25 protein-coding genes and 3 pseudogenes are annotated in these 22,405 nt (G+C 49.3%); 25 read left to right on the forward strand and 3 right to left on the reverse strand.

The annotated features are described in order from the left end of the window. Positions 1-98: 98 nt before the first annotated feature. The 15 genes and pseudogenes from ACYQ5K_RS07865 to ACYQ5K_RS07935 all read left to right on the forward strand — a co-directional run bounded on the left by ACYQ5K_RS07865 (position 99) and on the right by ACYQ5K_RS07935 (position 11,365). A complete protein-coding gene (locus ACYQ5K_RS07865) occupies positions 99-620 on the forward strand; it encodes a DUF5720 family protein (protein WP_005361050.1) in 522 nt (173 codons plus the stop codon). 29 nt (positions 621-649) lie between these two features. Beyond that, a complete protein-coding gene (locus ACYQ5K_RS07870; protein ID WP_459777440.1) occupies positions 650-1,522 on the forward strand; it encodes a DUF6017 domain-containing protein in 873 nt (290 codons plus the stop codon). Between the two features lie 77 nt (positions 1,523-1,599). Further along, positions 1,600-2,580, forward strand: a complete 981-nt coding sequence (locus ACYQ5K_RS07875; RefSeq protein ID WP_459777441.1) for a DUF3991 domain-containing protein — start codon at positions 1,600-1,602, stop codon at positions 2,578-2,580. Positions 2,581-2,593: 13 nt separating this feature from the next. Beyond that, positions 2,594-2,818, forward strand: coding sequence for a hypothetical protein (locus tag ACYQ5K_RS07880; RefSeq protein ID WP_055156485.1), 225 nt, complete (start codon positions 2,594-2,596; stop codon positions 2,816-2,818). A gap of 32 nt (positions 2,819-2,850) precedes the next feature. Further along, positions 2,851-3,132 (forward strand): helix-turn-helix domain-containing protein, encoded by a 282-nt coding sequence (locus tag ACYQ5K_RS07885; RefSeq protein WP_005361060.1) that lies wholly within the window; start codon positions 2,851-2,853, stop codon positions 3,130-3,132. Positions 3,133-3,214: 82 nt separating this feature from the next. After that, positions 3,215-4,117 (forward strand): hypothetical protein, encoded by a 903-nt coding sequence (locus ACYQ5K_RS07890; protein ID WP_064786909.1) that lies wholly within the window; start codon positions 3,215-3,217, stop codon positions 4,115-4,117. Positions 4,118-4,243: 126 nt separating this feature from the next. After that, positions 4,244-6,172 (forward strand): LPD1 domain-containing protein, encoded by a 1,929-nt coding sequence (locus tag ACYQ5K_RS07895; protein ID WP_227087270.1) that lies wholly within the window; start codon positions 4,244-4,246, stop codon positions 6,170-6,172. Between the two features lie 18 nt (positions 6,173-6,190). Continuing rightward, positions 6,191-7,018, forward strand: a complete 828-nt coding sequence (locus ACYQ5K_RS07900) for a hypothetical protein (RefSeq protein ID WP_459777442.1) — start codon at positions 6,191-6,193, stop codon at positions 7,016-7,018. Next, positions 7,015-7,431 (forward strand): DUF3846 domain-containing protein, encoded by a 417-nt coding sequence (locus ACYQ5K_RS07905; RefSeq protein WP_064786913.1) that lies wholly within the window; start codon positions 7,015-7,017, stop codon positions 7,429-7,431. Before ACYQ5K_RS07900 ends, ACYQ5K_RS07905 begins: the two co-directional genes overlap by 4 nt. A gap of 17 nt (positions 7,432-7,448) precedes the next feature. Then, positions 7,449-8,264, forward strand: a complete 816-nt coding sequence (locus ACYQ5K_RS07910) for a hypothetical protein (protein ID WP_117442480.1) — start codon at positions 7,449-7,451, stop codon at positions 8,262-8,264. Positions 8,265-8,309: 45 nt separating this feature from the next. Then, a complete protein-coding gene (locus ACYQ5K_RS07915; protein WP_242869387.1) occupies positions 8,310-8,786 on the forward strand; it encodes a PcfB family protein in 477 nt (158 codons plus the stop codon). Then, positions 8,783-10,378 (forward strand): annotated as a pseudogene (locus ACYQ5K_RS07920) (VirD4-like conjugal transfer protein, CD1115 family); the annotation flags it as partial. The gene ACYQ5K_RS07915 and the pseudogene ACYQ5K_RS07920, both read left to right, overlap by 4 nt. Before the next feature lie 97 nt (positions 10,379-10,475). Continuing rightward, positions 10,476-10,853, forward strand: coding sequence for a TnpV protein (locus ACYQ5K_RS07925; protein ID WP_055219871.1), 378 nt, complete (start codon positions 10,476-10,478; stop codon positions 10,851-10,853). A gap of 14 nt (positions 10,854-10,867) precedes the next feature. Beyond that, on the forward strand, positions 10,868-11,050 hold the full coding sequence (locus ACYQ5K_RS07930) for a hypothetical protein (protein WP_055219873.1): 183 nt from the start codon (positions 10,868-10,870) through the stop codon (positions 11,048-11,050). Positions 11,051-11,062: 12 nt separating this feature from the next. After that, complete coding sequence (locus ACYQ5K_RS07935; RefSeq protein ID WP_055219875.1) at positions 11,063-11,365, forward strand: hypothetical protein; 303 nt, start codon at positions 11,063-11,065, stop codon at positions 11,363-11,365. An 80-nt stretch (positions 11,366-11,445) separates the two neighbouring features. On the opposite strand, the gene ACYQ5K_RS07940 is transcribed toward ACYQ5K_RS07935, so the two are convergent. Then, positions 11,446-12,294 carry a helix-turn-helix domain-containing protein gene (locus tag ACYQ5K_RS07940; RefSeq protein ID WP_055266762.1) on the reverse strand — a complete coding sequence of 283 codons (849 nt, stop codon included), beginning with the start codon at positions 12,292-12,294 and terminating at the stop codon, positions 11,446-11,448. A 175-nt stretch (positions 12,295-12,469) separates the two neighbouring features. Here ACYQ5K_RS07940 and ACYQ5K_RS07945 point away from each other — a divergent pair, with 175 nt between their 5' ends. From ACYQ5K_RS07945 to ACYQ5K_RS07975, 7 genes are all read left to right on the forward strand, one after another. Then, on the forward strand, positions 12,470-12,949 hold the full coding sequence (locus ACYQ5K_RS07945; RefSeq protein ID WP_226906287.1) for a hypothetical protein: 480 nt from the start codon (positions 12,470-12,472) through the stop codon (positions 12,947-12,949). Beyond that, positions 12,933-13,238: a hypothetical protein gene (locus tag ACYQ5K_RS07950; protein ID WP_055222220.1), complete on the forward strand. Its 306-nt coding sequence runs from the start codon at positions 12,933-12,935 to the stop codon at positions 13,236-13,238. Before ACYQ5K_RS07945 ends, ACYQ5K_RS07950 begins: the two co-directional genes overlap by 17 nt. A 474-nt stretch (positions 13,239-13,712) precedes the next feature. Further along, positions 13,713-14,957, forward strand: coding sequence for a serine/arginine repetitive matrix protein 2 (locus ACYQ5K_RS07955; protein WP_117760454.1), 1,245 nt, complete (start codon positions 13,713-13,715; stop codon positions 14,955-14,957). After that, positions 14,954-15,658: a CHC2 zinc finger domain-containing protein gene (locus ACYQ5K_RS07960; protein ID WP_055266766.1), complete on the forward strand. Its 705-nt coding sequence runs from the start codon at positions 14,954-14,956 to the stop codon at positions 15,656-15,658. The genes ACYQ5K_RS07955 and ACYQ5K_RS07960 overlap by 4 nt, the downstream gene beginning before the upstream one ends. Continuing rightward, positions 15,618-16,976, forward strand: a complete 1,359-nt coding sequence (locus ACYQ5K_RS07965) for a virulence-associated E family protein (protein ID WP_055221981.1) — start codon at positions 15,618-15,620, stop codon at positions 16,974-16,976. The genes ACYQ5K_RS07960 and ACYQ5K_RS07965 overlap by 41 nt, the downstream gene beginning before the upstream one ends. A gap of 267 nt (positions 16,977-17,243) precedes the next feature. Beyond that, the gene (locus ACYQ5K_RS07970; RefSeq protein WP_171027916.1) at positions 17,244-17,411 is read left to right on the forward strand and encodes a hypothetical protein; all 168 of its coding nucleotides are present in this window, start codon (positions 17,244-17,246) and stop codon (positions 17,409-17,411) included. Positions 17,412-17,483: 72 nt separating this feature from the next. Beyond that, positions 17,484-19,124 (forward strand): recombinase family protein, encoded by a 1,641-nt coding sequence (locus ACYQ5K_RS07975; RefSeq protein ID WP_055221983.1) that lies wholly within the window; start codon positions 17,484-17,486, stop codon positions 19,122-19,124. A 198-nt stretch (positions 19,125-19,322) separates the two neighbouring features. Here ACYQ5K_RS07975 and ACYQ5K_RS07980 read toward each other — a convergent pair whose 3' ends face one another. Then, the gene (locus ACYQ5K_RS07980; RefSeq protein ID WP_055221986.1) at positions 19,323-20,345 is read right to left on the reverse strand and encodes a hypothetical protein; all 1,023 of its coding nucleotides are present in this window, start codon (positions 20,343-20,345) and stop codon (positions 19,323-19,325) included. 17 nt (positions 20,346-20,362) lie between these two features. After that, positions 20,363-20,569, reverse strand: a complete 207-nt coding sequence (locus ACYQ5K_RS07985; protein ID WP_334291862.1) for a DUF6199 family natural product biosynthesis protein — start codon at positions 20,567-20,569, stop codon at positions 20,363-20,365. A gap of 735 nt (positions 20,570-21,304) precedes the next feature. Here ACYQ5K_RS07985 and ACYQ5K_RS07990 point away from each other — a divergent pair. The 3 genes and pseudogenes from ACYQ5K_RS07990 to ACYQ5K_RS08000 form a co-directional block, all read left to right on the forward strand. Beyond that, positions 21,305-21,565 (forward strand): annotated as a pseudogene (locus ACYQ5K_RS07990) (VirD4-like conjugal transfer protein, CD1115 family); the annotation flags it as partial. Between the two features lie 245 nt (positions 21,566-21,810). Then, positions 21,811-21,963 (forward strand): annotated as a pseudogene (locus tag ACYQ5K_RS07995) (Maff2 family mobile element protein); the annotation flags it as partial. Between the two features lie 82 nt (positions 21,964-22,045). Then, a complete protein-coding gene (locus ACYQ5K_RS08000; RefSeq protein WP_015543451.1) occupies positions 22,046-22,393 on the forward strand; it encodes a TnpV protein in 348 nt (115 codons plus the stop codon). Positions 22,394-22,405: the final 12 nt, after the last annotated feature.

A 22,405-nucleotide genomic window follows, 5' to 3' on the forward strand; every position in this document is an offset into this window, starting at 1 on the left:
GTCCGGCTTTATGTCTGACCGCTGGTTGCCGTGGGCGTTTCACTTTTATAGGTGGACGCCCTTTTTTCATACTCATTTTCGAGAGAAAGGAGATCCACATGGAATTAAACGAAATGGAAAAAAAGCTGCTCTTTCAAGTGGAGGGCGATTATCAGACAAAGATCCTGAATGAACTTTATATGACCGTGCGGTATTCAAATAATTCCGAACAGCGGGAGGCGGCAGAAGGTCTTATGGCAAAACTTCGTGTTCTGTCAAATGCAGAGTGCATGGACTTGGTAAAAGATATTCAGAAGAATTACCGTCTGCCCTATCCAGCCCGGACGATTGGAGAAAAGATCGCCGAGGCCAGACAACAATCAGGGGCAGAAAAATTGAAGGGGCATGACATCATGGCACTTGAACGCTTTGATCCAGAAGTAAAGCACATGATCGTCTTTGATGTATTGTCTTACGATTCCCCTGTTGGCGACAAAGGCGATAAGATGCGCTTGTTCCTTACAGATGCCGGCTATCAGAAATTTTTAGAGAGCCAGGAACGGGGCGAAGTGAAACTGAAAAACCATGCGAAGGTCTCTGACGGTCATCTCCATTATGACCGCAGGGATCATGCCTTGTAACGGAATAGTCGAAGAAAGGAGGCGATACAATGGCAGTATTCCGTGTAGAGAAAACAAAGGACTTTACGATAATGAGCAATCACCATCTGCGCAATACGGAGTTGTCCTTAAAGGCAAAGGGGCTTTTATCACTTATGTTGTCGCTGCCGGAAGATTGGGATTATACCACGAAGGGACTCGCCCATATCTGCAAGGACGGTGTGGATTCTATCACTACTGCCCTGAAGGAACTGGAGCGGCATGGTTATCTCACCAGACAGCGCCTCCGCTATGATAACGGGCAGTTGGGAGACATTGAATATACGATCCATGAGCAGCCTGTAAGTACCGAAAACATAGGGCTTTCACCTAAACGGGAAAATCCAAGACAGGTAAAACCTGAACAGGCAAAACCTAAACAGGCGGAACCTGAACAGGAAAATCCGGCACAATTAAATACTAATCCATTAAAAACAAAAAAATCAAAAAAAGATAAATCAATAACTTATCCATCAATCTATCCGGCAGAGCCGGAAGCGGCGAACCGCACGGATGGGATGGATCGGATAGAGCTGATAGAAGCATATCGTGAAATCATCAAAGAAAATATCGAATATGACTTACTGGTCTTACGGTATGGCAGGGAACGTCTGGACGAAACCCTTGAACTTATGCTTGAAGTGATTTTGTCGAAACGCCCTTACATACGCATCGCCGGAGATGATTTTCTGCGGGAGATCGTCAAGAGCCGGTTCCTGAAGATCAATTCCGGTCACTTAGAGTATGTCTTTGACTGTATCGACAAGAACACGACGAAGGTCGGAAATATCAAAGCATATCTGCTGGCGGCGCTGTATAATGCCCCGGCTACAATGGACAGCTATTACCGTGCCGAGGTCAATCACGATCTGTACGGCTGTTAGGCACCTTTGGGTGTCTTTTTTCATTCCATCACAGGAAGGAGGCAAAGCACGATGAAAAGAATCACTGTGCCGGTACAATGCCCGGCGTAACCAAAGAACAGATTCAGGCAGCGCGGGAAGCTGATCTGTTTACTTACCTGCAGTTCCATGAACCCGGTGTGCTGAAACGGGATGGACCTAATTTCCGGCATAAGGAACATGACAGTCTGGTATATGTGACCGGGAAAAGGTACTGGTACTGGAACAGCCGTGGACGGAGTATCAATGCGCTGGACTACCTGATCCAGATTCGGGGATATGGTCTTGTGGATGCGGTTCATGCTCTGGTAGGTGGCGAAATCCGACATACACCGGCTTACCGAAGTACGGCAGAAATACAGGTATCAAAAGAACCGGAAAAAAAAGCATTCTCTCTCCCCTGGGCCAGACGTTGCGCGACCGCTGCGGTCTCCTATTTGCAGAAACGGGGGATCAGCTCAGAAGTCATTCGCCAGTGTTTACAAGCCGGGATTTTTTACGAAGCCCGGTATCATGGAGAACCGGTTTGTGTATTTGTAGGGAAAGATGATTCCGGGAAAGCGAAGTTCGCCTGTATGCGCAGTATCGGCGGCAATCTCAAAAAGGATGTCTATGGCAGCGACAAAGGATATAACTTTTGTTATCCCCCGCAAAGTCCGGGTAGCCGGCATGTGGCAGTCTTTGAAGCTCCTATTGATGCGCTTTCCCATGCAACGCTTCAAGAGCTGGAGGGATGGAAATGGAATGGTTACCGCTTGTCTTTGGGAGGTACTTCCCATGTGGCGCTGACTTCTTTTCTGGAACGCCACCCGGAGATCCGGCGTGTTACCCTTTATATGGACCACGATCTTGCCGGATTTGTCAATGCCCGGAAAATCAAGACCATGCTCCACGAGGATAAACGTTTCCGTCATATCCGGGTAAGTGTCAACCCTCCCCGGATGGGAAAAGATTACAATGAAAAATTGCTGGAGGTTTGGGAACAACTGCAAACCAGCCAGCACCAACGCCGCCCAAAAGAGGCGGCTGTTTCAATTTAGGGAGGATTTCAACATGAATGGATCTCAACATATCTGCTTTACAGACAGCGCCGGAAAAGCGCTGTTTTCCATTCCCGACAATGGTTTACTCTGCCTGTTCTATGGAAACGGGGACAGGCACTTTGCTGTTTGTCATCGTCTGGATGACACCCATGCAGAAATTGACGGGGTAAATTATTCGTTGCCGGATTTTGCCAAAAGGATGAAACACAACCAGATCAGCTTTGCCCCGGCATAAGGCTGGAAAACAAATAACAGGAGGATTTGAAAATGAAAAAAATTGAAAATACCGCTTTGCAGATGATTGCCGAGGCTTCCCGGTGTCCAGACTACGGCCCCGATATGGTTAAATCGCTGATGAAAAAGCTGGACATGAACGAAAAGGGCTTTGCGCTTTTGATGAATGTTGCCCCATCCACAGTGCGTCTTTGGACTAGCGGAGCTGCACAGCCTTGCGGCACAGCAAAACGCCTCATGCAGATTTATGAAACCGGTCCGGAGATTGTCGGCAAGATTGCCGGCGGGCAGCTACCGGCAGATGGGAGGGATTGATTAAATGGCGGGGACAGATAGCCAGCCGTTTGCGGAAAATGAGCAGGTCAAAGAGCTGCTTCACATGAAAGGAGGAATTTGATTGGATCAGGAACCACTACCGCAGATTCATTTGATCCGCGATACAGACTTATCCGTCTTTGCGTATGAGCTCCATATTTTTGCCGGAGATTTTCTCAGGGAATGCGAATTCAATATGCGTTCTCTGGCGACAAATGCCGGGGCTGATTCCATTGCCATCATGGGGAAAAATCACATGTGGCTTTCCGACGCTTTGTTTGCTTATTGTTCTACGGCAGATCTTCATCAAATGATCTTAACAACGGAGTTTATCGGAGCGAGGGCTTTCCTGTTTCATACGGATCGCAGAGAGGGCGGTCACTTGTACGGAGATGTCCTGATGATGGATTTAGACACGCTGCGGCAGGATATAAAACGAAATATCCTCTATCCCTGCGGCGTCAATATCGAACGCAAAGATGGTTCAGTGGCTACGGTCAGCCTGAAAGAATGGACTGGAATGGAGCTTTACGAAAAAGATGCTCTGAAAAGCTGGGGATTTTCTTATGCCCCGAATCAAGTTACGGAATGGCAGTACCACTATTCCACGATGTTCAGACAGTGGATGGATCAGGCATTTCGTTATATGCCCCAGGATTTAGAAGAACGCCTGAATATGCAATATATGGAGGCAGCCCAGAACCCGGATATGGATAAGTACCGCATACCACAGGGAACGGCAAAGCAGATGCTTCTTTATGACGAAGCCCCTGTGTATCGCCTTCTTCCATCCGGTTCGGAGAAAATTGCGCCCATCGCGGCAATCTCTACGGGCCTGTGGTATGAAAATTACCGGGAGTTTGCCATTGCACCGGAGGATTTAGGCGCTCTGGACAAACTGATCCGCAGGGAAACTGACCGGCTCACAGGAAACCTCCCACAACTTCACAAAAACGAAGAACGTCGCCCTGCCCCGGAGCGATAAGAATTTTACACTGACTGGAGGTGATGAAGATTGGCAGGAGTGCATGAAGATTTCGGCGAAAAGATCGGCGGTGCTAAAAAAGATCTGTGGAAAGACCGCGGGCTGTATGCAGATGATCTGGAAGCCATGAATGAGCGCGAAGCCGAAAAATTTGTGAAAAAGGATAATGTCTGGAAAAAGCCGGACTATGCAGCCATACTGGAGGAAGGGATTCCTCTTGGCGTGGTCTATTTTATCAAAAAAGCGAGGGACGGCTTAAACGCTTCCCCTCAGTATTACCGCACGGATGACACCCCGGAAAAACGGACCGCGAGACAAAAGGAATATATAAAAACAGTTCGGGAATTGCAGGCAGTGCTTTCAGATGTCCGTACTGCGGAGGATGCTGTGAGAGCCTATGACCGCTTTTTCGTTGACAATGGATATTTAGAAAAGGTACAGGGCTGGGGAAGCGGAATCCATTACCGGGCAACGAAAAAGGGACAGGACAATCCCGTGATCACAAACAAATTGTCCAATACCATGCTGATCCGCTCGGCTGAATATTTTGAGCGCAACTTTACTCAGAAAGCAAAAAAGGAACAGTTTTGTGTTTCCAAAGAGCAGAAAATACCGAAAGGTTATGCGATCCACTTCAACGACGGGAAACATACCTATTCTAAAAATGAGGACTGGAAACCCGGTACCTACTATGTGACAAAAGGCTATTCGATCCTGCGGACCAATTTTGAGACCAAAGAAGCTGCCCTGAAATGGGTGCAGGAACTTGCCAAAGGCAGGAACAAAAATGGGAAGATCCGGTTTGTCCCTCCCCAGCTCGCCCATGTCAAACGTACCGGCCCGGATTATCGGAATGGCGTGGAGATCACCGGACAGCATTATCTTGATACATTTGGGTTCCGCGGCGGCGAGTTTGGAAACTGGATGAACCAGAACGACCGTCAGACCTCCCTTAACATGGGATTTGAAGCACTAAAGGATTTGGCGTCAGCCCTTAAGATCAGCGATAAAGATATTGCTTATCAGGGAACGCTTGCTATCGCTTTTGGTGCAAGAGGCAGCGGCAATGCTGCGGCTCATTATGAACCTTTGCGTACAGTCATCAATCTTACGAAAATGCACGGGGCCGGTTCGCTGGCACATGAATGGTGGCATGGACTTGACGATTATCTTGGTACAAAGATGGGCGCAAAAGGAATGCTGTCAGAACAGCCCCGCCTCTATGCGCCGTTCCAAAAACTCATTGACACCATGAAGTATAAACCGGAAACACCGGAACAGGCAGCAAAGCGCACGGAAGCACAAACAGAACGCACCCGGAAAAATGCGGCAAGCTGGCTGGATTCCTCGGTTCTTGCCTCCCTGAAACGGTATGGCAATGAGGAACAGATGGAAACCTACGCAGTCTTGCGGGAAGCATTTTTGTCCGGCGAACCCGGCTCTGTGGAACAGATCAGCGCATTTAAGAAGAATGTTACCGGCCGGGTAATTCCCAAAAGTGAACGGGAACGGCTGGAAATTTTTGAGCGTATGCTTTCCGGGATGCAGGCGCAGGAAGCTCCGCAGATTGGACGGACGGAAACTGATTTTTACCGTAATTCGGTACGCATGGGAAAAGAATGTGAAAAAGACGGCGGTTATTGGGACAGCAACGTGGAAATGACAGCCAGAGCCTTTGCCTGTTATATCAAGGACAAACTGCCCTACACATCGGATTATCTGGCAGGCCATGCCGACTGTGCCCTTACCCTGGTTTCCGGTAAAGACGGAGAAATGGAGGTATTGAAAGCCTTCCCTGTGGGGGAAGAACGCCGTGCGATCAACGCCGTTTTTGACGAGATCATTCAGGATTTGAAACGGGAACAGCTATTGACCCATGCTGATGTAACGCTTCCCCTCTCTGTTTCTGAACTTCGTGAGGCAGCGGACGGTCAGCTATCCATGTTCGGCGTCGGCCGTCCTTCCGTGATGGATCAGCTTGCGGCAAACAGACCGACAGATAAAAAATCACCGGCTCAGACGGTTTCCAGAAAAAACCATGAGCCGGAAATATAGCAGGAGGTGAACAGCATTTTGGAAGAAAACAGGGATTACCATGCCTACCGATATGGCGACTACTTGACGCCGGGATCAGAGCTTAAAATAGAACACAGCGTAGTTTGTGAAAATGTGGACATTTCTACTCTGATCACAATGGGAACCGATAGCCTGGAAGCTATGCGCCAAGGAAGTATCGACGGGGAGCAGAAAGCCTATGAACTCGTGGTGGCTGCCGCAAAACAGTGGGAACAGCAGGCAGCGGCGACACAGACGATCAACCGGGCTTTGGAATATCTTCGTACACCGGAGATTGTACATACCGGCAATCAGTGGAAAGACACCGATAACTGGAGGGCGGATCAGAAAATCAGCAACCGGGTCTATCAGATGACCTGCAGTATTTGGGAAGATACGAAATATGACAGGGAAACAAAACAGAGTATTACGGTTGCCTGGTATGTGACATGGGAAGTCCGTATTCATTCCCCGAAGCAGGGATATGGAGAAAAGATTGCCGGACAAAACCAGAAACGATATACAGATAAGAATGCAGCCATAAAATACTTGGACGGGCGGAAGAAAGCCTATTCCCATTTATTCACGGAAATTTCCCCGCCAATTCCGAAAGAATATGAGCGTCATTTTATGGTTCACGGCACTCTCTTACCTGGTTATACGGTTGAAGGACTGGAACAGACCAAAACGGAACATGCCGCCGAGGTTTCGGAGGGCGGTATTTTTACGCCCCAAAACCAGGAGAAGCCTTCCGTTCTGGGGAAGCTCTCTGTGGCAAAAACCCAGGAAAAAACGCCAGCCGCTCCCGGTATGGCAATGAAAAAGAAGGAGGATATACAGTTATGAAAGTGTTAATGGTAGAGCCGGGCAAGTCCCCTTATGCTGCGGAGATTGAAAGCGGTCTGAAATCTTTGCAGGCGGCAGTGGGTGGAGACATTCAGGCGGTCTATCCGTATGAGGACCCGGTGGCTCTGATCTGCAATGATGAAGGCAAGCTGATGGGACTGCCTCTGAACCGGGCTCTCTTTGATGATGACGGCCACGTTTATGATATTGTGTCCGGGAATTTTCTGATCGTTGGTCTTGGCGAGGAAGATTTTACAGACCTTTCCCCGGATCTGATGGAGAAATACGGGGAGCAGTTTAAGTACCCTGAAAAATTTGCAAGGATTGCCGGCGAGATCATTGCAGTCAAGCAGCCTGCAACCAATGAACACCGGGAAAAACCGATGATGCACCATTCCGGCCCGGATTTGTAGAAAGAAAGGAGCCAATTATGTTAATGGCAGTAAATGAACCTTATGCCCTTATGGTGCAGCCGGACGATATTCTGATCTCTCCCCGTGAGGTAGATGAACATTTTGGGACGATGGTATGCTTCCATCCCCGCTATGCGCTGGGCGACCATCACAACTATATGGACAAAGACGACTTCCTGCGGGAAATGTATTTAGATACCGTAGGACATGATGAAGCCGGCATGAAACGCTATGAACGGATGGTAAACATTGTAAGCAGCCGTTTCCGGCATGGACCAAAGACAGAGGAACGGGCGATTGATGAAGCAATGCAGAAAGTAATTTCGGAAAAGTATCTGATGCTCCCCCTCTATCTCTACGACCACTCAGGTCTTGCCATGAGTACAGAAAGTTTCTCAGGCAGGGCCCCTCATGCAGAATGGGACAGCGGACAGGTCGGCTGGATCTATGTTTCCAAAGAAGATGCCCTAAAGGAATTTGACGCTGACAAGATGACCGGCGCCATCCGGCAGAAAGCGGACGCACTGATGCGCAGTGAAGTCGCCGCTTACGATTCCTATCTGCATGGCGAATGTTATGGGTTTGAGCTTTATAAAAACGGGGAGCTGTCGGATAGCTGCTGGGGCTTTATGGGTAACTTTTCCGATGTGTTGAAAGATATGGCGGAATACCTCCCGGATGAGTGCAAAGGGATGGTCGATCATCTGGAGGAACAGGAACGCCCGGCTACGATCATCAAGACGCTTTTGAAACATGCTAAAATTCAGGTCGATCAGGCAGCAAAAGCCTTTGAACACGCTTCCCGACAGCAGGTTCTTGGGGAAAGCCGGTAAAAAGTTATTTCCATATTATAAATACCGATTTTATCAGAAAGGAGGATGCTCTTGCAGGAAGATCTCGAACAACGAACGGTTTCTGTTTCTATACAGGCAGCAAAACTGTCAGGGCGGGTACTGCGTGCGGCTATTGCTGCGGTACTCCAAAAGATGGAACAGGAACGCACAATGCCAAAAGTCGGGCGCAACAGCATGAAGCGGCTGACTTATAAAGACCCCGGAGCCAATACCATTGAAGTTTCAGGGCGAATCCGCTCTTTTGAACGGTATGCCAGAAAACATCAGGTACGCTACCATATAGAAAAGGAACTTGGGACCGATCCCCCAAAATGGACGGTATATTTCAAGGCAAACCAGGCGGATGCACTGACGGCAGCTTTTAAGGAATATACAAAGAAAGACCTTACACGCAGCAGCAGACCGTCGCTGCTTACACAGCTTCATAAGTTCAAAGAACTGGCACAGTCGCTTGGTCGTGACCGTGTAAAGAACAAAGAACACGGAGGACCGGAACGATGAAGATCGATGCAGAAACACTGAAAAAACAGGTCATTCTCCATCTTCCGTATCTTCTGTTTCTTCTGGTATTTGCCAAGCTGGGCGAGGCGGTGCGTCTGGCTCCTGGAGCAGACGCTTCCCAAAAGCTGTTAGGACTGTCCGAAGGCTTTGCCCTTGCGTTTCAGAATATGTGGCCGGGGGCGGCAATGGACTGGCTGATCGGTTTATGCGGTGCAGCCATTATGCGGCTGGCAGTCTATCTTAGAGGGAAAGACGCTAAGAAATACCGCAAAAATGTGGAATACGGTTCAGCCCGTTGGGGAAATAAAGCCGATATTGCCCCGTTTATGGACCCAAAGCCGGAAAACAATATCATTCTTACCCAAAGTGAAGGACTGATGTTAAACGGAAGGCCCAAAAATCCGGCCAATGCAAGAAATAAAAATGTACTGGTAGTCGGAGGATCAGGTTCGGGAAAAACGCGCTTTTTCATCAAGCCCAATCTGATGCAAATGCACAGTTCCTACGTCGTCACCGATCCGAAAGGTACAGTTCTTGTGGAATGCGGAAAGATGTTGCAGCGAGGCACGCCAAAGCTGGACAAGGACGGAAAGCCTGTGCGTAATGAAAAAGGAAAGATCATCTATGAGCCCTATAAAATACGGGTATTCAATACGATCAATTTTCAGAAAAGTATGCACTTTAACCCATTCGCCTACATTCACTCCGAGAAAGATATTCTGAAGATCGTCACTACCCTGATCGCCAATACCAAAGGCGAAGGAAAAGCCGGAGACGATTTCTGGGTCAAAGCAGAAACCTTGCTTTATACGGCACTGATCGGATATATCTACTATGAAGCTCCGGTAAACGAACAGAATTTTGCCACACTGGTAGAAATGCTGAACGCAATGGAGGTCCGTGAGGATGACGAGTCATTCAAAAATGCCGTTGACCTTCTCTTTGACGCTCTGGAACAGAAAGACCCGGATCATTTTGCCCTGCGTCAATATAAAAAATATAAGCTCGCTGCCGGAAAAACAGCGAAGTCGATCCTTATTTCCTGTGCTTCCAGACTGGCTCCTTTTGACATTAAAGAAGTCAGGGAAATTACCATGTATGACGAGCTGGATCTGGATATGCTGGGGGATGAACGGACCGCTCTTTTCCTTATTATGAGTGATACGGACGGAACCTTTGCATTTTTGATCAGTCTGATCTATTCCATTTTGTTTAACCGCTTATGCGAGCGGGCGGATGATGTATATGGGGGCAGGCTTCCCATCCATGTGCGCTGCCTGATCGACGAGGCGGCAAATATCGGGCAGATCCCGAACCTGGAGCGTCTTATGGCGACCATCCGAAGCCGTGAGATCTCTGCCTGCTTGGTGCTGCAGGCGCAAAGCCAGCTCAAAGCTCTGTATAAAGACAACATGGACACCATCATCGGTAACTGTGACGCCTCTCTTTTCTTAGGAGGCAAAGAAGAAACTACCTTAAAAAGCTGGAACTCCCTATTAGGGAAAGAGACTATTGATCTGTATAACACCAGTGTCACAAAGGGCAATCAGGAATCCCACGGACAAAATTTTCAAAAGCTGGGAAAGGATATGCCATACTTGTTCGTGAAGAGTTCAGTTGCCTTGAATTTATCATGAACAGGGACACGATCAACTGGATTCTGAAATAACTGAATACAGGAGGTCGAACATGGAGCATTTACCAAAGAAAATCCATCAAAACGGAATCAGCTACACGCTGGTGGGAGACTACTACATCCCCGATCTGGAGCTACCGGAGGAAAGCCGCCCCATTGGGCGGTGGGGCCGGATGCACAAAGCGTTTCTGCAAGAACACCGGCCCGGCCAGTACAATGCCCTGCTTCTGTCGGGAAAACTCTGGACATATCTTGCTGACCTGAACGAACAGGCCGCTGACCGGCTGGCGTGTATCGTCTCGCAGATGCAGGAGGCGGAGGGTGTCACCGAGGAACTGAAAGCCCGTGACCAGCTTGCGTGGGTCGGGGGCATGAACAGCATTCGCAGCCGAGCAGAGGAAATCATCCTCTCTGAGATGATTTTTGTTTAAGGAGGTGCCTGTCTATGAGATACCGTATCGAATACGCCGATGGGCGTTATTGTAACTTTGCCAACGGCAGGGCTGAGCTGCTGAAATGGCTGAAACTGCTGAAGCAAGAGGAAATCTCCGACATCCGCAAAGTATATAAAAGCGGTGTGTCAGATTCCGTCCTGGAAACATACCGGAATTATATCCGCCCAGCATAAGGAGGGGCGCTTATGGGTACAGATATAGAAAAATTGGTTGATTTGATGATTCAGGAGCGGATGCAGAGCCAGTTTGCTAAGTGGCGGGAGGCAGAAACCGGCACGGAGAAAAAAGAGGACTGCCTTCGCTTGGAAAACGAGTATGAAAAAGCAATCAGCGCATTGTCTGAGGAACAGAAGGACGCTGTAAGACACTACTGTGATTCTATTTTCGATTCTGGTGCAGAAAGCGAGTGCTTCTTTTACCGGCTGGGCCTCAAAGATGGCATCCGTCTCTGGAAGTTTATGAAAAAGCTGATGAAAACGGTCAGCTAACGGATGTATAACCACATATTTTATTCCGCCCACAAACGGGTCGAAAGCCGTCCAACGGTACAGATTGGGCGGCTTTCCTGTTATCTGCGTTTCTTCCGCTTGGGCGCATAGTACGGCTGCGGCTTGGCCTTTCCTCTCATGTTGTTGGGATTTTTGAGCATTTTGGACAGGCTCAGTATCCGCAAAAATGCAGAGAAGTCCTCTGAGGAAATCTTCTCGAAGGGTATCTGCATTCTGTCGCAAAATTCGTGGATTACCACTTCCTCTTGGCTGCCCTGTTCGAGCGCCTGTTCAAACTTTTCCTTGACGTCATCCAGCGTGGGCTGCGGGTCGGCGGTGGTCTTGTCCTTGCGGTGTGCTTCCCGGATGTCCCGGACGATGCTGTCCAGATCATCGTGCATGACATGGCTGTAAAAATCGCTTTCCTGCACCTGCCCCAGTTCCAGCGTCCGCATATAGAGGTCATCTTCTCCGGGCGCATACTTGCTCATGACGGTCTGCCGGGTGGCCTCCAACACCAGATTCATCTGCTCCACCCGCATATTGGCGATCTGGTCGATGCAGATTTCCATATCTATCATCAGCCGCCGGAAATTCGGGTGGGCAGCCAGTTCGCAGAGAAGCCGGTTGTTGATTTTGCCGCTGCTCAAAAGTTCCACCATATCATCACTCAGATGCAGAGATTGAAGTTCTGTGTTTGGGTGATTTTTATTTTCCGTCAGCCCCATCAGATAGTCGGTGGACACGCCGTAAAAGTCCGCCAGCGTTGCAATCGCAAACGGGCTGATGTCCTTGTAGTCATCGGTTTCGTATTTTCCCAGCGCGGATTTAGACAGGCCGGTCTGCTCCGCCAGTTGTTCCAGCGTCAGGTGCTTGTCCACCACCCGCAGGTCTTTGAGCCGCTCCGGGATTGTCAGCTTTGCGTACATCCAAAGCCCCCTCTCTCGTTATCTTTTTCAGTGATTACACCCATTATAGCACGATTCCATAAGCGTGGAAATATGCGGATTTCGAGCGTTTTTCCGACGTTTTGGATATACGGGAAAGGGCCTCTTTTTTCGGTAAACTGGTTCTTGCAGACAGGCACAGAACCTTGAAAATCGAATGACCGGCTGCAAGGGGTATGGCCTCCGGGGAAGTGACGCCAGGACAGAAATCGAGCACACCAAAGAGGCCGATACGCCGGGAGAAATTCCGGGCAGGAGCGGCTTGCAGGCAGACCGGCGGACAGGAAACAAGTTTATCATGCGGGGCGCATGGCTCCGCAGCAAAGAAATGGAGGAAATCATTATGACACTGAGTATGAAAGAAAAGAAGATTCTCTACGCTTACGGCTGTCTCAGCCACCACAATACGGTGACACGGCTGAAATGGCTGACGGCTCTGACGGTTGACCCGGAGGCCAAACGCCGGATGCTGGGGCTGGCCCGGAAGGTGGAGACGGAGATGAACGAAAGCTGGTACGAGGATTTTTATCACCATCTGCGCATGGAGATGGACGAGTACCGCCGTCTCAAGCGCAACCTGCGTGTGCTGAAATCTTACACCGATTATGAGGAGGATCTGTATGAAGAAGCTGTCTAAGTATGAGAAAGAAACCATCATCAACTGGAACGAGGCGGAGAACCTTGCCAGCGTCTACACCTTCAACGCCAGCTTGAAGCGCAGGCTGGCTGATTTCAGCCGGAAGTACCCACTGTTGTGCCGGTTGGAGCGCAGCACGCCGGAGGGCAGCGTGACCTATGTGCTGGACAAGTCCCGGCTGTCGATCCGGCTGGTGCCTCCGTACAGCGAAGAACGGAAAGCCGCCGCAAGGGAGTACGCAAAGGAGCATGGCTTTCAGGTGGTGGTAACGGAAGAAAAAATCGCCTAAAATCGGGGTGTTTACGGGAAAAATGACGGGTCTGCACCCGATGTTTTGACCGGCAATCCCCGCAGGCGTATTCCGTATCCACTCCCCGCCTATGGGCGCAAATGTGTGGATACGGAGCCGGTGAAACTGGCAAACACCGTTCCTGCGGTGGAAGCCAGCTTCGCCGGTGCGGAAGTACAGAGGGCGGCCAGCCCTTTGTGGCGGGGTGCAGGGGCGGCAGCGCACTGCTGGGGTCAAGGGGCAACGCCCATTGGCAGGTTAAGGGCGGCAGCCATTATCGGGTCAAGGACGAAGTGCCTTGGCAGGTTGAGGGCAGCCGCCCCATCGGGTCAAGGGTGAAACGCCTTGCCCAGGGAAAGTTGATGCCTGCGTCAACTTGTATTGGGTATTACCTGACGCAAAATTCGCAGGATTTGCGGCTTCGCCGCCCCTTCCCCGGCCCCAGAACATCTTCGCAGGAAGGAGGAAATCTGTTTGAAACTGACACGACACAATGGACGCTCCGGCAAGCATGGCACCTATAATCCCCGCCACAATGACCGCCGGTTCGATGTGGAGAACAGCGAACACATTGACGCAGAACGGGCAAGGCAAAATGTCTACTGGGACTGCTACCGGGGCTTTACCACCCATGAGTTCCGGGAGAACCCGGAGCAGCCGGATTTCAGCTTTGAGGAAATCGAGCGGATGTATTACTACGAGCATTACGGCGGCTATGTGGAAGCTCAGAACGCCCGGAATGAGAAAACCCGGCACACCGAGCGCAACCGCACTGTGGAGGACTTGCTGAAAAACAACAAGACCTGCCCGGAGGAAAGTATCTACCAGATCGGCACGATGGGAGAATCCGTCTCGCCGGATACGCTCTTTTCCATCGTCAATGAGTTTTATCAGGAATTTGAGCGCCGCTTCGGTTCCCATATCCACATCCTGGACTGGGCGCTCCATCTGGACGAGGGGACGCCCCACATCCATGAGCGGCACGTCTTTGACTGTGAGAACCGCTATGGGGAACTGTGCCCCCAGCAGGAAAAGGCGCTGGAAGAACTTGGCATCCCTCTCCCCAACCCGGAGAAGCCCAAAGGCCGGAACAACAACCGCAAGCAGACCTTTGATGCGGTCTGCCGGACGATCCTGTTTGACATCGCCAGACGGCATGGGCTGCATCTGGATCAGGAGCCGTCCTACGGCGGGCGGGACTATCTGGAAAAACAGGATTATATCCTGATGAAGCAGAAGGAGCAGCTTGCGGCGCAGGAGCAGAAGCTGGAAGAACTGACGCTCAAAATCGAGGACGTGGAGACGCTGTTAGATGATGTTTCCGATGCGGCCTATGACAAGGCGGTGGAGGTGGTGACCGATACCGTCCGGCAGGAGACACACAAGGAAGATATTCGTCTGGTGGAAGAATCGAAAAAATGGGTGCTTTCGCCGGAGCGCAAGGCCCCGAAGAAGGAGCGTGACTACGCTGCCGCCCGTCTGGATGGAGTGATTACCAAAATCAAACGGGTCATGCAGAACGCCCTGGCAAAAATCCAGAAAACTCTCATGCAGCCGGAGGTCAAGAAGGCCGGTAAGGAGCAGATTAAGGAGAAGGCCAGAGAATCCATCCGGGAGAAGCTGGCGAAAGGCAGGCTGAACGCTGACCGAGATAACCGGGAACGCTGGGAACGTGAGGGGCGGATTGCTCCGAAAAAGAAACACGATATGGAGTTATGAGGCACCTGATTTTCTGCGGAAACGGGTGCTTTTTTCTCTGCCTGGAGGTGAGAAAATCGAATATATTTGAAGCGGTGAAGGAGTCTGTCACCACAAGGCAGGCTGCGGAATATTACGGGGTGCAGGTTGGCAGGAATGGCATGGCCTGCTGTCCCTTCCATGATGACAAACATCCCAGTATGAAGATTGACCATCGGTTCCACTGCTTTGGCTGTCAGGCAGATGGGGATGTGATTGATTTTACCGCCCGTCTGTTTAGTCTGAGCAGTAAGGAGGCGGCGCTGAAGCTGGCGGAGGATTTCTCTGTCCACTATGACGCCAAAGGCCATGACCCGCCCCGCAGGAGGCCGGTCAAGCGAAAAATCAGCGAGGAACTGCGTTACCGGCAGGCGGAGCAGAAATGTTTCCGGGTGCTGTGCAATTACCTGCATCTGCTGGAACGCTGGGAGAAGGAATACGCCCCGCAGACGCCGGATGAAGCGTGGAATCCGCTGTTCGTGGAGGCCCTGCAAAAGAAACCGTACACGGAATATCTGCTGGATATTCTCTTGTCCGGCAGCATGGAGGAACGTGCTTCCGTGGTCGCTGAGTATGGAAAAGAGGTGAGGAAGATTGAGCAGCGAATATCAGAGTTTACCGCTAGCCACCCGGCAGGCCGCCATGAGCGCAGCCGAAGCCTTAGCGCCGGAGCGGAGCGTTGATGAGGTGCGGGAAAGCCTGTCCGTCACCGAGAAGGGCCAGCCCGCCAACACCATCGGCAACTGCCGGACGGTGTTCTGCCATGACCCTCTCCTGCGTGGGGCGATCCGCCTGAACCTTTTGACTGACCGGGTGGACATTGTACAGGATTTAGGCTGGCGCAGGAATACCAGTGCCCTGACGGATACGGACGTGAAATATCTGCTTCTCTATTTTGAGCAGACCTATGGCCTGACCAGTGAGAAAAAGATGACGGCGGCGCTCTCCATCGTGGCGAATGAGAACTGCTACCATCCCATACAGGACGTGCTAAACGGCCTTGTCTGGGACGGGACGCCCCGCATCCGCTCCTGTCTCCATCATTTCTTAGGTGCGGACGAGAGCGACTATGTGGAGGAAATGCTGAAACACTTTTTGCTGGGGGCTATCCGGCGGGTATTCCGCCCCGGCTCCAAATATGAGGAAATGCTCTGTCTGGTGGGCGGTCAGGGGGCTGGCAAGTCCAGCTTCTTCCGCTTGCTGGCGATCCGGGACGAGTGGTTCAGTGACGACCTGAAAAAACTGGACGATGACAGGGTGTATCTGAAGCTGCAAGGACACTGGATTATCGAAATGTCGGAGATGCTGGCTACCAGCAGCGCCAAAAGCATTGAAGAAATCCGCTCCTTTATCAGCCGCCAGAAGGAAACCTACCGGACGCCCTACGAGGCCCAGCCCAAAGACCGGCTGCGGCAGTGTGTGTTCGGCGGTTCGTCCAACACACTGGACTTCCTGCCCCTTGACCGGGCCGGAAATCGGCGCTTTTTGCCGATCATGATTTACCCGGAGAATGCAGAGGTTCACATTTTGGAGGACGAGGACGCCTCCAGAGCCTATCTTTTACAGGTCTGGGCGGAGGCCATGACGATTTACCGCAGCGGCCACTACTCTATGAAGTTCAGCAAGTCCATCCAGCGCCAGCTGGTGGAGGTGCAGAAGGATTTCATGCCGGAGGACACCGAGGCCGGACAGATACAGGGCTTTCTGGAACACTACACCGGCAGCATGGTCTGCTCCAAACAGCTGTTCAAGGAGGCGCTGGGCCACACCTACGATGAGCCGAAGCGGTGGCAGCTGCACAATATCAACGAGATCATGAACACGGTGGTGACGGGCTGGAAACCATTCTCCAATCCCCGGATGTTCACCGGATATGGCAGGCAGAGGGGCTGGGAACGGGACGTTTCCGGCAACGAACTGCCCGGCAACGAAGATGGATTTGTGGAGCTGACCGAGGAAGAATGCTGCCAGCTGGAACTGCCGAAGGAGTGGATCGCATAAAATTAGCGGTCTGTTGCCGGGATGGTTGCCACTTGGTTGCCGGGTTTGTTGCCGGGGATTCTCCGGTCTGGATACGGAAAAAGCCTGTAAATAAGGTATTTTCTAATATCTATCTCTATCTCCGGCAACGAAAACAACGAGATTTTTCAAGAAAATTGATAAAGTAAGATTTGCAGGTCAGACGGTAGTTTACAGGTTTTCAGAGGTTCGTTGCCGGACTTCGTTGCCAGTGCTGCCGTCTGGCCTGCTACTCTATGGAGGTAGCCTATGGAAAAAAGCAAACAGCAGAAAAATAAAGTCCGTTTTGTGGTGGTGCGGGAGTTCTCCGGGGAGAAGTCCATGCGGGAAGCCTTTGAGCAGCTGATTGAGCGTCAGACCTGCGAACACTTCGAGGAATGGCGTCAGCAGCGGGAAATGGCCGAAAACGCTGCGTAAAAACGGTTGATTCAGGGGCAGGGACATGGTACTATAATGGTATCGTGTCCCTGTTCATAGAAGGAGAACGCTATGAGCAGGAAAAAACAAGTCTATGAGAAAATCACCGCTCTCTACTGCCGCATCTCTCTGGATGACGGCGGCGACAACGAGAGTATGAGCATCAGCAACCAGAAAATCATGCTTCGGGACTTTGCTGAAAAGCATGGAATGTTCCAGTATGAATATTATGTGGATGACGGCTATACGGGCCGCAATTTCAACCGCCCTGCCTTCCAGCGCATGATCGCTGACATTGAGGCGGGGAAGATCGGCTGCGTCATCACCAAAGACCTATCCAGGCTTGGTAGGAACTATATTGAAGCTGGCAGCTATATCGAAATCTTTTTCCCCAAACACAATGTACGCTATATCGCCATCACGGACGGCGTGGACAGCCTGACCCGTCAGGAGATGGACATTACGCCCTTTAAGAATATCCTGAACGATATGTACAGCCGGGATATTTCTAAAAAGGTGCTGGCAGGCATCACCACCCGCTCCCGGCAGGGGAAGTTCTGCGGAGGGACGCCGCCCTTCGGCCTGATGCGTGACCCGGAGGACAAGGGGCATCTCATCATTGACCCTGAGACAGCGCCAATCATCCGCAAAATCTATGACTATGCCCTTGACGGGCTGGGCTGCATGAGGATTTCCAAACGTCTGATGGAAGAAAAAATCCCAATCACCCATGTCAAAGCCAACACGGAGTTTGACGCCAACTATTATTTCTGGGGCGGAGCCAGAATCAGTCACATCCTGAGAAATCCATTCTATAAGGGCGCACATTTGGTCTTTCGGACGCATCAGAAAGGCATCCGCTCCAACACCTATGACATTATTCCCCGTGACCAGTGGGAAGTGATCGAGGGCTGCCATGAGGCCATTGTGACGCCGGAGGAATGGGAACAGGTGCAGGAACTCATTGACCGCAGGCCGACCATTCAGGGGAATTCCTGCCCCTTTTATAATCTGTTCCACGGTCTGGTCTACTGCGCCACCTGCGGGAAGTCCATGCAGGTGCGGTATGAGAAAGTGGGCCGAACCGGGAAGAACCGCTTCACCGGCGAAATGCGGGAGCCGATTGACAAGGCGTACTATATCTGCCAGACCTACAACCGCATGGGCTGCAAGGTCTGTTCCAGCCACAAGATCGAGGCCAGGGATTTATACAATCTGGTGCTGAAAGACATTCAGGAACTGGCGGCGCAGGCTATGAAGGATGCCGATGCGTTCTACCAGCGGCTCAGCCGCCGGATGGAGCACCGGTATCTGGTGGACGCCTCCCAGACAGAAAAGGAACGCCTGCGGCTGGAAGCCCGAAATCAGGAAATTGACGGGATGTTCCTGAGCCTGTACACCGATAAGGCCAAAGGCATCCTGACCGAGCAGCGGTTTGTGAAGCTGACGGCGGCGCTGGAACAGGAGCAGGAATCCAACCAGAAACGCCTGCATGACCTGGCAATGATGCAAGGTCGTGCCGATGCGCAAGAAAGCGAAGTCCGCACTTTTATCAAGGAAATCCGGCGCTATGCCGCCATCGAGGAACTGGACGAGGCGGTGCTGAACCGGCTCATTAGCCGGATTCTGATTGGAGAAATCAAGAAGATTGATGGTCAGAGGACACAGGAGGTTAAGATTATTTACAATTTTGTTGGGGAAATGTCAAGGTAGAATTTAGACGCTAAATACTTTTAATTTATATCAAAAGTGATACAACAATTTTCTTTTAATGCTATCAGGCAATAAAGTTATTCCTTTGGCCAGAGTAAAAGGGATAACTTTATTTTGCTAAAGCATACTAAAAAGGGCGCGTTGCAGAAAATTATCCGCAACACGCCCTCTTCTATAAGTCCTTATGTCAAAATCAAATTATTGGTAATCTTGAATATTGGGATAAGCGGCACCGTTATTATGCGCGTAAGCTGCTTCAAAGTAGTCGAGGCTTTCAAAAGTAATGCCCTGATAGTTTCCGACATTCAACACATCAAAAGTTAGATTCAGAACATCACCAGCGGAATATTGGTCAAGAAGATTTCCTGCAAATTTCCATCCTATGTTTTCCTCATAAGTATCCTCGGTAAAATAAAATGTAGTCGCATCCTCAGTCGCATCATAACTAATGTCAATAATTATATCAGAGAAATGAACTTGATCTCCAGCATTAAAGTCTTTGAGATAATCTACAGTTTTTCCATCAGCAGGATTAATAAATTGAGCATTAAGTTGTGTCATATCAACAACCTCTGGAGGAAGAGAATTAAGTCTGTAAGATTCTGCAACAGAGAATTGATAAACTCTGTTATTATCCCCAAAGTAAAATCCATCTTCCGTCATAGGAACACTTGAACGAGCATTGGCATTGTAATAATGGGCATAATACAACTGCCATTTGTATGTCTCAGTTGAAACAAACTGTGCTTTCCATGTACCAGAACTGTCTCCTGCTTTCTTTGTATAAAACATATACTGATTTGTACCAGTAGTTGCTTGACTTACCGTATCACCAGAGGCATCTGACAAGATGAGTGCAATCTGTGTAAAAATATCGACAAAGATAATCCTATGTCCATGCATACGGATAGAACCAACGCTGTTATCTACTTCTGGACGAAAATAAACCTCAGGCCCCATATCACCCGTGTTATATTCTATGCTAGGTGAAACAAGATAGGCCCAACTACTATCCTTTTCACTCTGTCCATCGAGATCGATAAGCTTTTCCACATAATCTGAAAGGATAATCCAGCCAATCTTCCACCAATTCACTTTGCTTGCTTCAGCAGAAGAACTGATATTCTCGTTGTCGGCATAAGCAAAAGTAGTGTTAGAAAAACTTATGCACATAACCAAGGAAAGAGTAAGTGCAACAATCTTACGTGTTAGCTTTTTCATTAAAAGCCCCCCTTCTCTTATAAAACCAAAACAATAATGCAAATGATGGATGCAATAAAAAAGAATACTCCAGCAACCCGCATCAAACCAAGATATAAATCTGTAGGTTCACCGCCTTTTACAGAAAAGAAGTGTTCAATTTTCCATAAAAGTTCCGGCTTAAAAATCATAAAAAAACTTAATAGAAGCAAAAGGATAAGCCATATGTTATCTATGTATAACACTTCCTTTCTGCTAATACTGAAAATTCAAATAAAAAAGCGCATAAGTAGACAAATAATCATGCCTAACTTATGCGCAAATAGAAACAATTTTAATTCTAAGCCTCCAAAGCTGGCAGCGTCGGTAAAAATGCTCCATTATTAAGTTAGGCAACTTAACCTTAAAACAAATCATCGGTCTTACCTCCCAACAATATAAATTTCGACTTTTCACTTTTATTTTATCACCTAAAGCAGAACTTGTCAATGAATTTGTCTAAAATAAGTCGATTTTCTTTTTTGATTATGTGCATTTTTAACTAATAGAAAGAAAGTTGTATTGAGGGCGATTGGTGTTCCTTATTCCATATGTCGGAACTGTATGAAGTGAAAATAGTTTATCCGTTGAAGAGTCACTCCACAGGTTATGCTTGATTCTTTCAAAGTTATGTTTCTATAATATGCATCCGTACTGTCATATTATAATTCACATTATTGGATAATATAAATTGACAAGTATAAGATAAACAGACAAGGAGTCGCTGCCACCCGTAAAACGGGTGGCTCGGGACGCAGGCTTTAAGCCCACTCTACTTGGCCGCGCCTCAAGGCGCTAGCTTTCTCTTTTAGGCTATACTAAAGTTTTTATTTCCCTGGTACAACCGGGGATTTTTTTGCTTCAAGCCGCCAATTAGAACGGCAGCCACAAAGATTTTTCTTTGCGGCTGCCGTTTTCTTGAATTCATCACTTGACAATGTGGCAAAGATCTGATGTCGGTGGATGAACTGGCAGTTATGGACGGGGGCAAATGTCTGCTGCAGATCAGGGGTGTGCGGCCGTTCCTCTCCCGGAAATACGATATAACCAAACACCCAAATTACAAACTGCTTTCCGATTTTAATGAGAAGAACGCTTTTAATATCGAAAAGTTTCTTTCTACCCGGATGCCGATGCGTCCCGGTGAACGATACCGTAATTATGAAGTCACAGCCGAAGATCTGGCTTCCCAGACTTTATAGAGTTGTTCCTGCCTGTCAAAGCATGACGCCCTGGCAGGCTTTGTTTTTGTCACGATGAAAGGAGGATTTTTTGAGGATTCGTGATTCTCCCTGAAAAGTAAATAACCGCAGGATTTTTCCTGCCCCATGCCGCCGTGCTGTTTGAAACAGATTTTTTTCTAAAAACAGTGCGGCGGCTTTTTTTGTTTCCGGCCTGATACGGCCATATCACAAATTAAAATTTCTGAAATTAAAGGAGGAACTATATGGCATTTTTTGCAAGCGCGATTGATACTTTGAAGATCCTTGTGATCGCCCTGGGCGCAGGTCTGGGCGCATGGGGTGTTGTAAACCTTCTCGAAGGTTACGGAAATGATAACCCAGGTGCAAAATCCCAGGGGATCAAGCACTTAATGTCTTCTATGTGAAAAGATTTTAAAGAGAAAATGCACATCCTACGCAGATAACATGACAATTTCATGCAAAGCGAAAGGAGACACCATGAAAATCGAATACACAAAAGTGGGAGACTATTATTTACCGAATCTTTACTACCCGGAGGAAACCAGACCGATTGGCTTATGGGGAATGCTTCGGAAGGAATATCTGAAAGAACATAAATCTGGAACTTATACATATCTTCTTCTGACCGCCAGGCTGGACAGTTATTTGGCAGATCTGAATGAACAGGCACAGGAACGCTTTGAATTGATCGAAACTCAGATGCGAAGTGCGGAGGGAGTTTCCGAGGAACTGAAGAGACAGAATCCTATGGAATGGCTATGCCACTGTAACAATATCCGCAACCGGGCTGCTGAGATCATCAAGCAGGAACTGATTTATGTATAAGGGGGATTCTAG

It is taken from the genome of Allocoprococcus similis, assembly GCF_054660775.1.